Annotated in this window: 18 protein-coding genes; 16 read left to right on the top strand and 2 right to left on the bottom strand. The window is 71.4% G+C overall.

Annotated elements, in window-relative coordinates:
• Positions 1–113: 113 nt before the first annotated feature.
• Both IF43_RS0116755 and IF43_RS0116750 read right to left on the bottom strand, forming a co-directional pair.
• Complete coding sequence (locus IF43_RS0116755) at positions 114–716, bottom strand: GNAT family N-acetyltransferase (protein WP_107048509.1); 603 nt, start codon at positions 714–716, stop codon at positions 114–116.
• A complete protein-coding gene (locus tag IF43_RS0116750) occupies positions 713–1,501 on the bottom strand; it encodes a GntR family transcriptional regulator (RefSeq protein ID WP_030200674.1) in 789 nt (262 codons plus the stop codon). Before IF43_RS0116750 ends, IF43_RS0116755 begins: the two co-directional genes overlap by 4 nt.
• A 588-nt stretch (positions 1,502–2,089) precedes the next feature.
• On the opposite strand from IF43_RS0116750, the gene IF43_RS0116745 reads away from it, so the two are divergent.
• The 16 genes from IF43_RS0116745 (at position 2,090) to IF43_RS0116665 (ending at position 16,154) form a co-directional block, all read left to right on the top strand.
• A complete protein-coding gene (locus IF43_RS0116745) occupies positions 2,090–2,611 on the top strand; it encodes a hypothetical protein (RefSeq protein WP_030200672.1) in 522 nt (173 codons plus the stop codon).
• 144 nt (positions 2,612–2,755) lie between these two features.
• Positions 2,756–3,139: a hypothetical protein gene (locus IF43_RS0116740; protein ID WP_030200671.1), complete on the top strand. Its 384-nt coding sequence runs from the start codon at positions 2,756–2,758 to the stop codon at positions 3,137–3,139.
• A complete protein-coding gene (locus IF43_RS0116735; RefSeq protein WP_030200670.1) occupies positions 3,139–3,675 on the top strand; it encodes a hypothetical protein in 537 nt (178 codons plus the stop codon). Before IF43_RS0116740 ends, IF43_RS0116735 begins: the two co-directional genes overlap by 1 nt.
• Positions 3,672–4,979 carry a DUF2637 domain-containing protein gene (locus IF43_RS38085; protein ID WP_051795468.1) on the top strand — a complete coding sequence of 436 codons (1,308 nt, stop codon included), beginning with the start codon at positions 3,672–3,674 and terminating at the stop codon, positions 4,977–4,979. Before IF43_RS0116735 ends, IF43_RS38085 begins: the two co-directional genes overlap by 4 nt.
• Positions 4,980–5,088: 109 nt before the next feature.
• Complete coding sequence (locus IF43_RS0116725; protein ID WP_158939355.1) at positions 5,089–5,598, top strand: hypothetical protein; 510 nt, start codon at positions 5,089–5,091, stop codon at positions 5,596–5,598.
• Positions 5,595–5,834 (top strand): hypothetical protein, encoded by a 240-nt coding sequence (locus tag IF43_RS0116720; protein ID WP_030200665.1) that lies wholly within the window; start codon positions 5,595–5,597, stop codon positions 5,832–5,834. Before IF43_RS0116725 ends, IF43_RS0116720 begins: the two co-directional genes overlap by 4 nt.
• Before the next feature lie 1,804 nt (positions 5,835–7,638).
• Positions 7,639–8,127, top strand: a complete 489-nt coding sequence (locus IF43_RS41645; protein ID WP_030200662.1) for a hypothetical protein — start codon at positions 7,639–7,641, stop codon at positions 8,125–8,127.
• A 5-nt stretch (positions 8,128–8,132) separates the two neighbouring features.
• Positions 8,133–8,843 (top strand): hypothetical protein, encoded by a 711-nt coding sequence (locus IF43_RS0116705; RefSeq protein ID WP_030200660.1) that lies wholly within the window; start codon positions 8,133–8,135, stop codon positions 8,841–8,843.
• 112 nt (positions 8,844–8,955) lie between these two features.
• The gene (locus tag IF43_RS38080) at positions 8,956–9,795 is read left to right on the top strand and encodes a hypothetical protein (protein WP_051795466.1); all 840 of its coding nucleotides are present in this window, start codon (positions 8,956–8,958) and stop codon (positions 9,793–9,795) included.
• Positions 9,795–11,369, top strand: coding sequence for a hypothetical protein (locus IF43_RS0116695; RefSeq protein ID WP_051795464.1), 1,575 nt, complete (start codon positions 9,795–9,797; stop codon positions 11,367–11,369). Before IF43_RS38080 ends, IF43_RS0116695 begins: the two co-directional genes overlap by 1 nt.
• 100 nt (positions 11,370–11,469) lie before the next feature.
• Positions 11,470–12,012: a hypothetical protein gene (locus tag IF43_RS0116690; RefSeq protein WP_030200650.1), complete on the top strand. Its 543-nt coding sequence runs from the start codon at positions 11,470–11,472 to the stop codon at positions 12,010–12,012.
• Positions 12,009–12,341, top strand: a complete 333-nt coding sequence (locus IF43_RS0116685) for a hypothetical protein (RefSeq protein WP_030200648.1) — start codon at positions 12,009–12,011, stop codon at positions 12,339–12,341. Before IF43_RS0116690 ends, IF43_RS0116685 begins: the two co-directional genes overlap by 4 nt.
• Positions 12,342–12,352: 11 nt before the next feature.
• Entirely contained in the window at positions 12,353–12,478 is a 126-nt protein-coding gene (locus IF43_RS43500; protein WP_267884787.1) for a hypothetical protein, read from the top strand.
• Between the two features lie 281 nt (positions 12,479–12,759).
• A complete protein-coding gene (locus IF43_RS0116675; protein ID WP_030200647.1) occupies positions 12,760–13,995 on the top strand; it encodes a ParA family protein in 1,236 nt (411 codons plus the stop codon).
• Positions 13,992–15,176, top strand: a complete 1,185-nt coding sequence (locus IF43_RS36500; RefSeq protein WP_051795462.1) for a ParB/RepB/Spo0J family partition protein — start codon at positions 13,992–13,994, stop codon at positions 15,174–15,176. The genes IF43_RS0116675 and IF43_RS36500 overlap by 4 nt, the downstream gene beginning before the upstream one ends.
• 564 nt (positions 15,177–15,740) lie before the next feature.
• Positions 15,741–16,154, top strand: coding sequence for a DUF6292 family protein (locus tag IF43_RS0116665; protein ID WP_158939353.1), 414 nt, complete (start codon positions 15,741–15,743; stop codon positions 16,152–16,154).
• The last annotated feature ends 63 nt before the right edge of the window (positions 16,155–16,217 follow it).

The following is a 16,217-nucleotide window of genomic DNA, read 5'->3' as shown; positions in this document are numbered from 1 at the left end:
ACGGCCGAGAGGGCGGCGTGCGCGGCGAGAGACGTGGCAGCCCTCTGATGCCTGCTCCGTGCTCGCCACCGGCGAGGTAAGAACGAGCACGGGCCAGCGCGGGTACTGCACCTTCACCGCGCCGGCCTTGAAGGTACAGCCGAGTGTGAGCGCTGGGCTGAGTCCTCGCCGTCTCCTGCGGCAGGAACCCAGGCAGGCATGAAACCGTGGCTGGCGTGGAGGGCGGCGGACCGCTGGGCCGCCCATCCGGAGACGACGCCCGGGTCCGTGGCGGTTCGGACATGGGCGAAGCCGTGGTCGAGGTAGTACCGGTGCAGCCGGTCGTTGGTGGTCCACGCGTCGAGGCGGAGCCAGTCGGCCCCGTGCCGCGCGGCGTAGTCGCCCGCCCAGTTCAGCAGGCGGGTTCCCAGACCGGCTGGTGCCGCGGTGCGGTCGACAGCCAACTTGTGGACGTAGAAGGCAGGTGCGCGCCGTTCCTCGGGGGTCCACAGCTGGGGGTCGGCGTCCCTGTCCACCGTGATGGTGGCGAGCGCGTCCCCGACGAGGTGCTGCCTGACGAGGTAGACCTCCCCGCGCCGGATGCTGTCGAGGATGTGGGAGGCCGGGAACGGCTTGGCCCACTGATCGGACCCGCGCTGAGCGAGCCAGGCCGCCGCGTCGGTACGGAACTTGATCAGGCGCGGGAGGTCGGCCTCTTCGGCGCGGACGAGGATCACGGCTTGCCCCACGGGATGCGGGGCAGGTCGGTGCCCTCACGGCTGGTCTCGAAGACGATGACGTGCCGGTCGCCCGGGACGATGTTGACGGTGACCTGGACGGGATTGCCGGTGGCGTCGTACGAGGTGGAGATGTGCTCGGCGACCGGAACGCCGGCGCCCAGGTTGAGCCGGTGGGCCTCGGCCGGCGTCGGCATCCGCAGGTACAGCTCGTGGAAGCCGTACACCAGCTCACCGCCGATCAGCTCTGCGAGGACGGTGTCAGTGCCGCGCTGGACGTCGCCGGGGTGCATCCACTCGGTGCCCTGGACCAGGTCGAGGGCGACGTGGCTGTCGTTGATGTTGTAGGCGACCCCGTCAAGGCGCCGGACCCTGCGCCGGGCGGCGGCGAGCTGGCCGTCGTCGAGCTTGAGGCGCTCCTGGACCAGCTTGGTGGGCTGGACGATCGAGACCTCGATGTCCTGGCTCGGGACGCGTCCGTCCTCCTCCGCCACGAGGTTGGTGAAGATGTCCACCTCCGGCGGCTTCCGCCGGAACTCCGCCTGGGGCCGGTAGACGAGCAGCCGGTGCTCGACCACGAAGTACCCCTTGGGGCGCCGGGCCTCGATCAAGCCCTCGTGAACGAGCAGCGCCAGGCCCTGGCGCACGGTCGCTCGCGACTTCACGTCGAACGTAGCCATCAGCTCGGCCTCGGTGGGGACCTGCGCGCCGGGCTGGTACGTGCCGTCGGTGATCTTCCTGCGGATCTCGTCCGCGATCCGCTGGTACACAGGTGAGGACTTCATGGGCCCTATGTGTACTCCTGCCGGGTTGCATTGTCTAGTCAATGCAAATCTTTTGGCGCTGCCGTGAACTGACTGGCCGTCCCCTCTGAGCTGCAAGGACGCCTACCGGCGGCACCCAATCCTGACCTCCGCAGCAACTCCCGTGTCGTGCCCCGCGCTTGACGCCGCGTCACAGGACTGCCATCTTCGTCATCGCAAGGGCATTGTCTAGTCAATGCATATCGACTGGATGATCTTCATTGCCTAGCCGATTGTGCGCAACAACTCGACATCAGGGACCCGGTCCAGATCCGGGAGGGCACGCGGACTACCTGACACGGGTCCGGTCCTACGCAGAGGGGGGTCACAGCCCGGGCGCCGGCGAATCACCTGTCACAGGTGAAGTGCGCAAAAAAGCACCGCAATTCATGACTTTGAGCGCATCGCCCCGCTCGGCCCCGGCTGTTCACCGCCGGGACCGTCCGGGCCGCTACCAGTCCGACACCCGCTCGCGGGCGGGTGCCGTGGCTGTGGCCGCCCGGCCGAGGCGACCGGCCACCGAAGCGCCGGCCGCCGTGCTCCACCTCGCCTCACCCCAGGAGGACCCGGATGACCACCGTCACCATCGACTTCGTGAAGGCGGCCGAGGCCGCGTCCCGCTCGGCCGCCGCGCTCATCGCCGACGCCGACACCCCCGACACGGTCCGCTGGCTGGTCACCCGGCACGCCCAGGCCCGCCGCAAGGCCGCCGACATCGCCGGCTGCCAGGACCTCACCGCGGCCGCCGCCTCCGACCTGGCCAAGGCTGCGGAGCTCCTGCAGCAGTCGATGATCCACCTGGTCCTCGTCGACGACCGCGAGGCCAACGCGGCCACCGGCCGCTACCTCGACGGCGCCGACCAGCTGATCGCCTGCGCCCGCATGCTCACCAACACCGCCCTCAGTGAGCGGCTGGACCGCAAGCAGGCCGAGCGTGACCAGGCCGCCGCCGTACGCGCCGCCCGAACCCCCGAGGAACTGGCCGAGGAGGACGTCGAGGAGGTCCGGGCCCTGGTCCGCGTCGCCGTCCGCGAGCTCCTCAGGACCCTGCCCGGCCTGAACCGCTTCAAGCGGGTCCGTAACGCCGGCTGACCCGCCCCGCGGCAGGTGCGGCACCGCACCTCCGCCGACGCACGAGCACTACCCCGCACACGTGAGACCCCCGGACGGATAGCGCCCGCCGGGGGTCTCTGCGCGAACCCAAATCGACCAACAGCAGGAAGAAGGAATCCGCGCATGACCATCATGGCCCACCGCAGCCTGCCCCTGAACACCAACGGCATCGCCACCGACCTCCACGAGACCCTCGCCGAGGGCTGGTCGCTCGCCGAGGACGTGCGCGGGCTGGCCCGCCACGGCGTCGAGGTCAGCGTCACCGTCGATCCCACGACGATCACGGCCGTCCTGACCGTCGACCCCGCCGCCGTCGCCGTCCTGCCCGCCCTCCTCCGCGAGATCGACAACGCCCGCCTGGACGAGACCCGGGCCGGGGCCCCCGTCGTCCTCGGCTCCGTCTGCCAGGGCACCGTCACCATCCGCCTGAAGATCCCCGTCGGCCTGGTCCCCTCCCAGGTCGCCGCGCTCCTGCCCACCCCGGCCGCCGCGAAGGAGGACCGCTGATGCTGCGCCTGATCACCGCCAGGCGCCTCACCGCGCTGACCGCCGCCGCCGACACCGCGGCCACCCAGCTCGCGGCCGCCGACACCCGCGCCACCGACGCCGTCACGCGCCTCCACGACGCGGCCGCCGACGCGTACGGCGCTCAGCAGCACAACGAGCGGATCATGCGCGACGTCGACCGTCTCGAAGAAGCCAACCGCCGCCAGTGCAAGGAGCTGCTCGCCGCCCGCGGAGAGGCGAAGGTCGTGGCGGAGGAGGTGCAGATCGCCGCGATGGACATCGCCGCCGCCCTGCTCGACGACCGGCTGAACGACGACGAGCGGCGCCAGGAACTCGCGCGGCTTCTGGTGGCCCGCCGCGAACTCCTCGGGCTCGACCGGCTGCCCCGCCCGCTGTGGAAGCACGTCGAAGACCTCGCCCGCCGCGACGGCGAGGTCTTCGAGGACGAGGCGACGGGCGGCTCGACGCCCGCGCCGAAGCCGAACGCCACCGTCGGCGGCATCGGCACCACCCCGGCCAGGGAGGAAGGCGCGTGAGCACCCCCATGCTCGACAGCATCGACCGTGAACTGGGCCTGCTGGCCCGGCGACAGCCCGACATCGCCCGCCTGCTGTCCGAGCCCGCCCGCCTTCCCGACCCGGAGCCGGAGCCGGGCGCCGCCGACCCGGAGCCGGGCGGGCCCGCCCTGGAACCCGAGTCCGCTGGACCGGAGCTCGACGACGAGGACGACGACCAGGAGCCGGACCAGCGGGCCCTGCGGCCCATGTGGGCCCTCCTTGGACTGTCTGTCGTCGGCGCGGCGCTTGTCGGCACCATCGGCTTCGCCGGTTCCTACGACGCCGTACGCCAACTCGGCATCGACCACGGGGTCCCGCGCCACATCGCCGACCTGCTCCCCATCGGCGTGGACAGCGGGATCATCGTGTTCCTCGCCCTGGCCCTCGCCCTGGCCTGGGCCGGATACCCGGTGTGGTTCCTGCGCCCGGCGGCCCACGCCCTCACCTTCGCGACGATCGCCTTCAATGCGGCCGGCTCCTGGCAGAAGGGCGACCCGGTCGGCGTCGGCCTCCACGCCGTCCTGCCCATCCTGTTCGTCGCCGCCGTCGAAGCCGCCTACTCGGCGGTCTCCCGGATGGTCGGCATCGAGACCGGCGAACGGGCCGACACCCCGCGAGGGGCGCGCTGGCTCCTCGCGCCGCTGCCGACATTCCTCTTGTGGCGGCGCATGGTCCTGTGGGACCTCCGCTCCTACCGCAGCGCCGTCAAGCTCGAACGCTCCCGCGTCACGTTCAAGATGCTCGTCGTCGAGCGCTACGGGAGGGGCCGCAAGGTCCCCGCCCAGGCCCGGCTCCGACTCCGCTTGGCCAAGCTCGGCGCCGCGCTGGAGGACCCCCTGCCGGACGTCTCGGCCATCATCGAGCAGCCCTCCGCCAACGACTCCTCCACCACCACGAAAGCCGCAGGTCACCCCTCCGCTAAGACCTCCGCCAACGGCGACGCCACTCGGGCCGCAGGCGGAGGCCTAGCGGAGACGACAAGCGGAGGCGGCACCCGGTCCGACAAGGCGGGGAAGGCTGGTTCCGCATTGAGGCGGACTTCCTCCACTAACGGCGGGGAGCGGCCCTCCGCTACCGCCCGCATCCCCCGCGCCGCATCGCGCGGCCGACTGCGCCGCCCGTCCCTGACGGACGACCAGCTCGATGCCGCCCTGAAGGACCTGGACCCCGGTTCCGCAACGGTGTCCGTCGCCCGCGCCTGCCGTGAGGTGGGTTGCTCCGAGGACCGCGCCAAGCAAGCCCTTGCCCGCATCGGACGCCTCCCCGAGGGCGTCACCGTCTGAACCCGCCCCGCGGCCGTGAGGCCCGTCGCCGTCGCCGGCCAGGTGCTCCCCAGCACCGCCCCGGCGTCGGCGGCGGGCCTCACCTGAACCACCAGATATGGAGGACCTCGTGAGCTCCGACCGTTGGACCAGCGACCTCCTGCTCACCGAGCAGGGCAGCACGTACTACGCCAAGCAGATCCGGGAGATCTTCAGGGCCTACCACCTGGACTTCCGGGTGCTGGCCGATGAGGTGTACGGCCACCTCCTGCAGGACCCGATCGAGGGCGACGGCCCCCTCGCCGCCCGCCTGCACGCCTGGCGGATCTCCCGCCCCCTGCGGGAGATGGCCAAGCACGCCCAGGCCATCATGGACGGCGCGAAGGCCCTGGAGGTCGCCTACCGCCGGGGCCGCATCGAGCTGCCGCGCGCCCGGGCCGACAAGGCCGCGCAGAAGGAGCTCCACAAGGCCAGCAAGCACCTGACGGCCGCCCCGTCCGGGGTGGTCAACCAGGTCGCCCAGGCCGTCGCGAGCGACGCCTCCGGGCTCGTGCCCGCCCAGCCGCAGCCCCAGCAGCAGACCCCGCAGCCGTCACAACCCGTGATGCCGCTCTCGACCCTCTTCAAGGCCGCGGAGTGAACGCAGCGCAGCGGGCCGCCCGTACGCGCGCCAACCACGCCCAGTTCTGGAACGCCCGGCAGGCCGCCGCGAAGTCGCCCCGCGAGTTCGCCGGGCTGATGGTCGAGTACGCGAAGGCCACCGCGAAGAAGCGGGCCGACCGGGAGACCCCGGAGGGCGCGAACCCGGACGACCACCAGGTGTGGCGGGAGCTCGCCGAGCTCCTCCACACCTGGGCGCAGCGTCACATTGCGTAGTCGCCGAGCTCGTGTTGTTGCTGTTGTTGCCGCCCGGCCCCGGGGTCTCCCGGGGCCCGAGGCGCGCGCGCGTCGCGCGCGCGCGAGATTCGCACCGACCATCACTCACTGTCAACCCCCTTCGAGGGAGGTACTCATGACGGATCAGCAGTCAGGACCCCCTGGCGAAGGCCAGGTGATCCCCTTCCCGGCCGTCGGCTTCAACCCGCCGACCGCCTCGTCCCCGGTCACCGGAAACCCCGCCGCCGCCCCGGCCGCCGAGACGGCTCCCCGGACGGAAGAGGAACCGGCCGGAGCGTTTCCCACCCTGATCGCCCAGGCCCTCGTCCCGCCGCTCACCCTGTCGCTGCCGCTCGCCACCGCAACGGACAGTGATCGCCCAGCAGTCGCGGGCACGTCCTCGGAGGGGCTTGCCGCGACTGCGGCCGGACAGTCGATGACCCTCCGGGAGGGCGCCACCCTCTCCGTCCTGGTGGCCTCCGCCGTCGCCGTCGCGTGCCTGCGCGGCTCCGTCGCCCTGGTCTCCTGGATCAAGGCCCGCGCCGACCACCACCGGGCCGTCGCCGAGAAGGCCGCCAAGGGCGGGAAGTCGGCCGCCGCGGCTGGCACCCGCATCCCCTCGGGCCCCGAGTTCGGGAAGAAGGCGGCCGGCTCCGGCCGCGGGAGCCGCGGCGGAGGCGGCGGGTCGAAGGGGGGCGGGGGCTCGGGCCGGTCTGGTCCGACTGCCCAGCCTCCCTCGAACCGGTCCACATCCCCGTTCGGGAAGGCTACGAACGGCAAGGCGCCCGGGTTCGGGGCGCCGACGCCGAAGAACGCCCCAGCCGGGTCCGGCACCGGGTCAGGCGGGAAGACGAAGAAGCCCAAGCCCCCCGACGCCGGCACCGGACTTGGTCCAGGTTCCGGCTCGGGTGACCGGTCGGGTGGGAAAGCGCCGCGCGGCTCGAAGGGGACACGGTTGCGCCTGCCCCGCCTCAGGAGCAAGGGCGGCGGATCCGGGGCCGGGGGTCCAACGTCGTCCGGTCCCGGACCCGGGGGGAAGCCGAAGGCGTCCGGCCGGTCCAAGCCGGGCGCGTCCGGGAAGGGCCCGGGGTCCCCCAAGGCCGGGAAGGGCGGGGGCGCCCCCAGTCCCAAGAAGAAGGGCAAGGGTGGCCCGACGAGGGGCACCTCCCCCGGCTCGAAGTCCGGCAAGAAGAAGCCGAACTCGCCCCCCTCCCCGAAGCGGTCCTGGCTGCGGCTCGGGGCGGCGAAGGCGCGGCGGGGCCTGGCGAGCGCCTCGGCGCTGGGGGTGCGGGCGGCAAGGTCGAAGGCCGCCAAGTCCACCTGGACATGGGGGAAGAAGGCCACGGCCGAAGGCCTGTCGTGGGGCAACCAGGGCCGCAGGAAGGCCGGGAGCTGGGCACGTTCGGGGTGGACGCGGGTCAGGGACCGGGCCGGGGTCCGCTGGGAGGCGTTGCAGAACAAGCGCCGCGCGGCCTCCTGCGGAGCCGCGGGAGCGCCCGGGGCGCAGGGGTCCACGACCCCGCCCCCCGGCCCCTCGGGCCCTCCACCGCCGTCCGGTCCTCCTCCGGGCCCCACGGGGCCGCCGCCCGGCGCGGGAGGACCGCCCCCGCCGCCGGGGCCGGGTGCCGGCCCGTGGGTCGGACACGGCCCGCCCAAGCCGCCGCCGGGCATGGTCCCCGAGCCGCCCGTCGTGACCCTGACCCGCATCCCGCCCGACCCGCCCCCGGCGCCCGAACCGGCCGCCGTGCTCGGGCCGACCCCTGTACGTCCTGCCCTTAAAGCCGCACCCTCAGGAGCCACCCCCATGCCCACCTCAGACGAGCCAGTCGTCGCCGGAGCGTCCGGCATCGCCCTCACCGGATGGTCCGGCGGCACCGGCGGTGGCGCGCTCGACCTCGTGCCGGTCGCGTACGACTTCGGCGACACCGACCTGACCATCTACGACCTGATCGAGAACGACGCCGACATCGCCGTCGAGGTCCTGGCCCGTGTCGAGGAAGCCCGCCACGACGCCGTCGCCGCGCAGAAGCTCTACACCCACTTGGCGAAGCTGCTAGTCGAGATCAACAGGCTGAAGATCCCCGGCTCGCTGCGGCGGCACGCGTTGCGGCTGATGGAGAACGCCACGGAGATCCGCAAGAACGCCCTCGCGCTGGAGAAGGCCCTCCCGCAGGCCTCGGAGTCCATCGCCACCGCCGGGAAGCAGGCCGCTTGGCGGCACCAGGAGCTGGCCGACCTCACCCGCGACCACGGGCACGCCGCCCCAGCCGAGCGCGATTACCACCAGGAGTAGACCCGATGAGTGAGAAGTACCCGGCGCTGCCTGCCGGACCGACTTCGGCCCTCACGCCGCCCGCCCAGATCCGGGCCCTGAAGCCGGAACCCCCGCCCACTCCTGCGGTCGGCCAGCCGACCGCCCAGGTCCCCAAGTACAACCCCAGCCTGCCCGCACCCGGACCAGCCGCTGCTCCGAAGCAGGCCGGTGCCCCGGCGGCGGCCGAGCCCGCGACGGCGCTCGAACCGGCCCCGGCCCTCGAACTCGGCCCCACGGGCCGGGAACGTCCCGCGGGCGTCGCGGGCAAGGACGTCGCCGAGGCCGCCGAGAAGATGGGCATCTCCATCACGGCGATGCTGGAGATCTTCACCTACCTCCGGCTTGTCGCCCAGCTCGCCAAGGCCGGACGCTCCCTGCGCGGCGTCGGCGCCCGGGTCCGCGAGACGTACGAATACGTTGCCGACTGCGCCAGGTCCGTCGACCACCAGGTGGCCCTGGCCGCCCACCTGGAGGTGGACACCAACACCCTGGCCGAGCACCAGCAGGCCGCCCAGGCGATGCGGAACGCGCTCGCCGCCGCCCGCCGCATGGCCACCAATGCCGAGGAGATGGCCGTCCTGTTCGCCCAGGCTGAGGCCGCGCACCGGACCGACTACGGAGCCATCGCCGAGCGGGCCGCGAACATGCCGGGCGGCATCGAGATGGCCAACCGCAACTTCTACCGCTCCCGGTAACCCGGCCGCACGCGGCAGGAGCTGGGCAGCACCTCGCCGGCCGAGGTGCTCCCCAGCTCCTCGCCGGCCCCGTCCTGCCCATCACACCACCACCCCCTGGAAGGGGTTCGTCGTGCTGCCCTCCGTCGAACGCATTCAAGCCGCGCTGACCCGCACCCGAGACATGACCGGGCGGGCCGGGACCGTGGGCGGCGCTGCCGTCCTCCTCGCCTCCACCGTCACGCCGACCGCCGCGCTCGCCCTCGTCCCCGGCGCGCTCGCCGCCGGGGGCGGCCTCCTGATGTCGGTGGCCCCCCACTCCGCCCCGGCCTGGCTCAAGAGCATGTACCTCTCCCCCACCGTCACGCTGACGGCCGCCACCCTCGGGTTTCAGAGCGTCCCCGGGATGCAGCCCTGGGAGTTCACGGCGGCCGCCGTGTGGACTGGGATCACCTGGTGGGTGCGCCCGGCCCAGTGGGCCCGGCAGAACGCCGCCGCCCTGTCGAGGGCCGGCGAGAGTACGGAGGCCCTCGAAGCGGTCACCGCTGCCCCGGCGCCCGCGGTTCTGACGACCGGCCCTCTGGAAGCGCGCCTCGCGTCCTGGTGGGCGGTGGCAGCCGCCGTCCCCGGAGGGATCGCCCCCGGGACGCGGCTGGAGCAGCTGCGCGCCGCCGGCCCCCACGACTGGTCCGCCCACGTCGTTGCCCCCGCCGGCCACCCCGTCCCGGCCATCGACACCGAACGGCTCTCCGCGCTCATCAACGCACCCGTCGCGCTGATCCAAGTGGGCGCGGTCGCGGGCCACGGCACCGGCCGCAAGCAGATCACCGTCGGCAAAGCCGCCGCCGCGACGGACTTCCCGTCCGTGTGGGCCCAGCAGGTCGCCCCCACAGCGATGCCCGGCGCCCAGGTCATCCGCGTCCGCCGGGGCAACACCACCACCGGCGCGTGGGAAGAGGTGCCGCAGCCGTGATGTCCCGCACGACGGTGACGCCGGCCGCCGCCGACTTCGACGTGGTCGAGATCGAGGTGGCCGTCCCCCAGGGCCGGGTCATCACCTACGACCACCGGCTCCTGTGCTCCGCCCTCGGGGTCACCGACCCCGCGTGCGTCGCGGTCGAGACCGACGGCCTCGGGAGCGCACTCGTCACCATCTACAAGAGGCCGCCGCTGGCCGGGCTCCCGGAGCCCGACCCGCTGACCGACCTTGTCATGGACGCCGATGGGTACATCACCGTCGGCCGCTACCACGACGGCGAGCCCGCCCGGATGCGCCTGTACGAGCCGGGCTCGGGCGCACAGCGCGCCGCGATCTTCGGGACGACCGGCGCGGGCAAGAGCCGAGCCCTGCAGCTGATCCTGGCCGCCGAGAAGCGGTCGGGGATCTGCACGTGGCTCGCCGACCTCAAATACGGCCAGTCGGTGCCGGAGGCGCGAGGGAACGTCGACTGGCATGTGACGACGCCCGAGGACGCCATTCGGATGTTGCGGGCGGCCGTCGCAGTCGCCTTGGACCGGATGCAGCGGTACGCCGCGATGGGCCGCTCCTCCTTCTTCGCTGGCCGGCCGGACCCGTTGCTGACCATCCGCATCGACGAGGCCAACCGGCTGCTCGAAGACGGAGCCCCCTACCGCCAGGAGGCCGCCTACCTCATCAAGGAGATCGGCAGGACAGGCCGGTCGGTCGGCGTCGGCGTGAGCCTTTCGGCACAGGCGGGACACGTCGAGGAGCTGGGCGGCAGCGACACCCTGCGCGGCATGCTGAAGGAGGGCGACACCGTCCTGCTGCGCTGGTCCAGCGGCATGATGGCCTCCCTCGTCTCCGACGGTCTGCTGCCCGACGGAGTCTCGCTCGTGCCGATCCCCCGACTCGACGGACCGCCCACCCTGCGCAGCAGGTTCGACGCCGGACGCGGTGCCCGGCCCCATGGGGCGAGCACGGCCGGGATGGCCTACCTCCTCGGATCCCCCCGCCCCTCGGTGCTGATGCGCTTCTTCCGCGTCGGCTCCCTGATCCCGGTCGACGGCCTAGACCCGGCGATCCTCGCCCTCTACGGAACCGGCACCCCAACCCCCTTGGAGACCGCCTCGCACCCGGTCGCCGGCGGCGCGTACGCCAACCGAGGCGGCGCCATCATCCTCGCCCCACCCCGACCCGGAGCCGCCTCTGCACCGCAGCCGCCAACGCCGGGCGGACCAGCTGCCGCGCACGCCACCCCCGGCACCCCACCAGACGTACCGGAGCACACCACAGGGGAAGGCGCCGTTCAGCCCAGCGCCGGAGAAGGTCCTCCTGGGCACCTTGCGGGCCCCGACGCCCCGATCGCCCAAGGCAGTGGCAAGCCCAGCGGTACGACGGCGACGTCCCGCATCAAAGCCGTCATCGCCGCGGCCGGAGGGACGTTCACCAAGTCCGAGATCGTCGCCGCCCTCAAGGACGACGGTGGCCGACCCCTCTCCGCCTCACGCGTCGGCGCGGTTCTGTCCGAGCTGACCGGCGAAGGGACCCTGATCTCCCCGGAGCGGGGCCGCTACAAGCTGCCCTGACCGACCAGCAGCATGCCGAAGCCCGGCGCCCCTTCCCCGCATTGCAGGCCAGGAAGGGCCGCCGGGCTTCTCCACTCCCGCAACGAGAGCGAGACCCATCATGAGCCAGCACCTCGACCACGTCACCCCATCCCGGATCTGGCAGCCCACCCCCCAGACGCCGGCCGCCGAGCTGGAGCTGTACGCCGTACCCGTCCCGGCCGCCGTGCCCGTCGTCCTCCCGGACGGACGCACCGCGTGGGCCCGCGAGATCGCCCCCCGCCTGGAGACGGTCCCCACCACCCCCGCCACGGCGCCCACACCGATGCCCGGCTGGGCCAAGGGCCTCGCCCTCGCGTCGGCCGCGCTGTCCACCCTCACCCTGTCCGGAGGACTCGCCATGCGGATCGCCGCCCCCGCGCTCGCTCCGGCAGTCGAACTCCTCGACACGATCTGGAAGGTCGCCCTCGTCTCGGCCGTCCTCCTCCTGGGCACCGGAGCGATCATGCGGGGCAAGCTCGCCGCCAAGACCACGACCGTACCCCGGCAGGCGGCCCAACCGGTCGAGGTCCACGTCGGCGGAATCCACGCCGGAGGCGGCGGCCGGTGGCTCTCCCGGGGCGGCGACGTGAACGTCCGCCTCGACATCGGGGGCGAACGGTGAGCATCAGCGCGCAGGAGTACCAGGCGGCCGTCACCGCCGCAGGGCACTGCCAATGCCGCAACGACAGCCCCGGCTCCTGCTCCGGGGCCCACCCCGGGACCGGCCCGTTCTGCCTCGCCCGCACAGGCGACCCCGAGGGCCCCCTCCTCCTCGCCCCCGTCGACCCGAACACGCCCGACCACGAAGCAGCCCAGCTGCCCGCCGACCACCTCCTCGTGCTGTGCCGCGCCTGCTACGGCCGGCGGCACCACCGGGCCCTCAAGGCCCGCAGCGCCCGCGCCCTTGCCGACCTGAACTCCGCCCAGCTCGCCCTCGACCTTGACGCATAGGAGACCCAGCCGTGCGGGAGGGGATCGAGGCGACCGACTGCTTCTCCTCCTCCTCGGCCGGATCCACGTCGTCGCTCCGGGCCCCCGACAAGGCGGCCTTGGCTGGCGCCGCCAACTGCTCCCAGTCGTCGGTGTGAGCCTTGAGCCCGTAACAGCGGCAGTGGGAGCAGGAGCACCTTTACCCGGTAAAGAAACGGAGCATCGACTCCGCTTCTTTACCGGGTAAAGAAGCGGAGTCTTCAATTCCGAGTCTGCGCAGGTTGCGCATCGTCAGGCCCTGCGTGTAGCAGCCCCTGGGGGCGCCCTGAGGGCGCTCCGTCTGCGCGACCAGAGCGTGTTCGCTCGGGCCGGGGGGTCGGGAGGGGCTTCTTTCGGAGTGGCGGCATCCACGAAGGAGGGAAGTTAGTAAAGTGACCTCATGGTCACTCCAAACCCCCCTGGAGACAGAGGAAAAGTAGTCTCCAAGTTGCCGTCCGGCCTCAAGCAGGCACTAAAGGTTCGAACTGCCGAGTTTGACATCGACATGCAGGATGCCGTCGGTGAAGCCGTTGATCGGTGGCTGAGCAGCGCGGAGGAGCATGCGCTGGTTGACACCGCAGGCGCCGTCACGTTCTCCACGTTCCTCCTGCCCGAGCAGTGGGGTGGGTTGAAGGATGCCTGTGCCGCTCGCGGGATTCCGTTCGTGCAGGGTCTCGCCCAGGCAGTAGCGCTATGGCTGGCTGAGCACCCGTCGCCCCGGCACCGACCTGTCCGCATGGTGCGGCGAATCATCGTGTGCAACCAAAAGGGGGGCGTGGGTAAGACGGCCGTCAGTTCGGGGCTTGGAGGGGCGCTGGCGGAAGGGCCGGAGCATGTGGAGGCGCTCAACCGCCTTCTTCGCGAGGAGGAGCCTGTGGCCTCCGGGAGGGCTGCGGCGGAGGCCTTCGCTGTGCATGGGCTGCGCGTCCTCCTGGTGGACTTCGACCCACAGGGGCACCTCACCAAGCAGCTCGGGTTCAGGCAACCCCCGCGCACGGCGGACAGCCTGACCAAGTTCATGTCGGGCGGCCAGAGCTGCCGAGGCGTGATCGCTGATCTCGTCGTCAAGGTTCCCGGTGATCGCTTCGGCGGGAGGCTCGACCTCCTGCCCTCGTGTGCTGATGCGTTCCTTCTCGACATCTCGATCGTGATGGATCGCAACCGGCAAGCGACGCTGGAGCGGGCTCTGCGCCCCTTGGAGCCGCTCTACGACGCGATCATCATTGATTGCCCGCCGAGCCTGGGGCTGGGTATGGACGCAGCGATCTACTACTCCCGCCGTCGGGACGGCGAGAAGGAAGGCAACAGCGGCTGTCTCATCGTCGTCCAAGCCGAGGACTCGTCAGCGGACGCCTACTCCATGCTGAGCGAGCAGATCGAGTCCGGCGAGACCGACTGGGACATCAACGTTGACCGGCTGGGCCTCGTGGTCAACCTCTACGACGGACGCCGGGGCTACATCGCCACGTCTTCCCTGAAGGCATGGAGGGAGATAGAGGATCCCCGCGTCGTCGGCATCATCCCCGACCTCAAGGAGCAGCGCGAGGCCGTACGGGCCAAAACGCACCTCTTCTCCTATGCGCCGCACCAAGACCAGGCCATCGCACTTCGTAGGACCGCCGGGGAGATCACGTGAGCAGCAAGCAGACCGCAGCCGAGAGGGTCGGCGCCTCTGCGTCGTTCGGCGAGATCCGTCGACTCAGCGATCGAGGCCAAGCCATCGCAGAGGTGACGGGAGAGGGGCCGACGGACGAGGGTGCCTCTCCGCCGCAACCTCTTGTCGCGCTGCTTCGGGACCTTGCGCACAACCCGTTCAACCCTCGGGAGGAGCTCTCCGCTCTGGAGGAGGCCGCCGACTCCCTCCGGGAGCGAGGCCAGCTTCAACCACTTGCCGTCGTGCGTCGAGCTGCCTTCCTGGCTGTACATCCTGACCAGGAAGAGGATCTGGGTTCTGCGTCGTACGTGGTCATCGACGGCAACCGGCGCCTGGCAGCTGCAGAACTCGCTGAGCTTCCGTCGCTGCGTATCGACGTCAACGACGCACTCGCCTCTAGCGCCAGCGATTTGCTGGAGTCGGCCCTTGTCGCGAACATCCACCGCGAGGACATGCCTCCCCTCGATCAGGCCAAGGCGATCCAGCAGCTGCTCGACACACACGGATCGCAGTCGAAGGTCGCGAAGCGCCTCAGTAAGACGGAAGGCTGGGTGTCCCAGCGACTCTCGCTCCTCAAGCTCGCTCCAGAACTTCAGGAAAAGGTCGAGACGGGCGAGCTGAAGGTTCGAGACGGACGCCGCATCGGACGCATGCCGGCTGAACAGCAGCACGAAGAGGCACGGGTCGCGATCAGCAAGGCCAGCGAGCCGAGGCGTAAGCGAACCAAGGCCGATAGCAAAGTGGCGACCGCTGCTGCCGGGCCGCTCACGGCAGGCTCGCTGCCCTCTGAGTGCGATGCTCTCGAGGCGGCTAAGGCTCCCGGGACCGAAACAGCGCCGCTGCCCAGCCAGAGCCGGCACGCCGACCCAAACTCTGTGCACACACACAGTCTTTACCCGGTAAAGACTGCCGACACCGTGGCCGAGGTTCCGAGTGGTACTCGGGAGCTGACCCCGGCAGATGATGCCTACTGGCTTGTCGACAGTCGTAAGCAGCCCAAGGTTCCCTGGCAGGACCCTTACGAGCTCGCCGACCTGGTAGTCGAAAAGATGGAAGACCCCGAGCAGCGCGAGACGCTGGTCGCGCAGCTCTTCGGCAAGCTCACCCGGAGCCGGCAGGAAGCGGTCCTGGAGCAGCTGATGGCAGAGCTCAGCGCAGAGTAGAAGAACCTCTGCTGCGTCATGTGGGCCCCCGTGCGAACGGGGGCCCACATCTTTTTCAGGGATTCGGAGCCGTGGCCAGCGGCGGAAGCCAGCTCCGTCGTCTTGGCGGTCAGACCCTGTCTGGAAGGTCGGGCGCGTCCGAGCTGGCGATGCGGGTCCACCGCTGCTCGAATCAAGTCGTCCCCGGCGGCGAGGAGCGCAAGTTCAGCGGAGACACGTCGCACTCGGCCTCGCGGAGCGCCACGGCGACGCCGTCACCCCAGCGGTCCGCCCCCGCCTGGAGGGCTGCCCGTCTCCTTGCTTGTCCAGTACGTGGCGCGGCGTACGGTCTCGCTCAGGGCGTGGGGCAGGTTGCCGGACAGCGGGCTCCGATCCTTTCGGCCGCTACAACGCGGATTGGGGTCTTATTTCGGTTGATTCTGAGTCGGTATGGTCGTCGAGTAGGGATCATGTACGTCTGCTGTCGGACGCCGGGGGCCCTGGGCGGTATCTCGGGGCAGAGGTGTCGGCGGTGCAGTATCGGGCGGCCGCGCCCGGCTCGTTGAAGCCATGGGGGAGAAGCTCATGTTCATTCGTACTGACCACCAGCCCTACGTCCAGGCCGCCGTTGCTGAGCTTGAAGACATTGGGCTGACCGTGCTCGGGCACGCCGTGACCGGGCGTCCGCCGGCCGTACGTACCGCGGTGGTGACGCTGGCGCCGCCGGAGAGCGGCCCGTACGCCGACGAGGAAGAGGACATCGAGCTCGTCTGGGACGAGTCCTACGGCTGGGTGCTGCGGCTTCCTGCGGAAGCGGGGCTGAGTGAGTGGTTCATGGGGGAGGACCTGGTGCCCGGGCCCGCCCGGATGGCGCGCTGGGCCGACATGGTGCTTTCCCACCCCGGGCTGACTCCGAGCCGGGATGACGGGCCGCAGCGGCTGCCCGAGAGCGACGACGACGCGTTCGAGTCGCGTCTGTCCGCGTACGCGTCCTCCTGACGCGCTGCTGCCCCTTCCTCCCGACCGCCCCATAGGGCCGTCGGCGCTGAGGCTGCGCCGGGC

The organism is Streptomyces sp. NRRL S-87 (genome assembly GCF_000719335.1).
In the GTDB taxonomy this organism is placed as follows: Bacteria; Actinomycetota; Actinomycetes; order Streptomycetales; family Streptomycetaceae; genus Streptomyces.
This window is presented reverse-complemented; position numbering and strand designations above follow the sequence as displayed.

Excerpts from the sequence above, each read along its gene's own strand:
- IF43_RS0116735 (WP_030200670.1), top strand. The coding sequence starts at position 3,139 with ATGCTGCGCCTGATCACCGCCAGGCGCCTCACCGCGCTGACCGCCGCC.
- IF43_RS41645 (WP_030200662.1), top strand. The coding sequence starts at position 7,639 with ATGCCCACCTCAGACGAGCCAGTCGTCGCCGGAGCGTCCGGCATCGCC.
- IF43_RS0116705 (WP_030200660.1), top strand. The coding sequence starts at position 8,133 with ATGAGTGAGAAGTACCCGGCGCTGCCTGCCGGACCGACTTCGGCCCTC.
- IF43_RS0116745 (WP_030200672.1), top strand. The coding sequence starts at position 2,090 with ATGACCACCGTCACCATCGACTTCGTGAAGGCGGCCGAGGCCGCGTCC.
- IF43_RS0116695 (WP_051795464.1), top strand. The coding sequence starts at position 9,795 with ATGTCCCGCACGACGGTGACGCCGGCCGCCGCCGACTTCGACGTGGTC.
- IF43_RS0116690 (WP_030200650.1), top strand. The coding sequence starts at position 11,470 with ATGAGCCAGCACCTCGACCACGTCACCCCATCCCGGATCTGGCAGCCC.
- IF43_RS0116740 (WP_030200671.1), top strand. The coding sequence starts at position 2,756 with ATGACCATCATGGCCCACCGCAGCCTGCCCCTGAACACCAACGGCATC.
- IF43_RS0116675 (WP_030200647.1), top strand. The coding sequence starts at position 12,760 with ATGGTCACTCCAAACCCCCCTGGAGACAGAGGAAAAGTAGTCTCCAAG.
- IF43_RS0116665 (WP_158939353.1), top strand. The coding sequence starts at position 15,741 with ATGTTCATTCGTACTGACCACCAGCCCTACGTCCAGGCCGCCGTTGCT.
- IF43_RS0116750 (WP_030200674.1), bottom strand. The coding sequence starts at position 1,501 with ATGAAGTCCTCACCTGTGTACCAGCGGATCGCGGACGAGATCCGCAGG.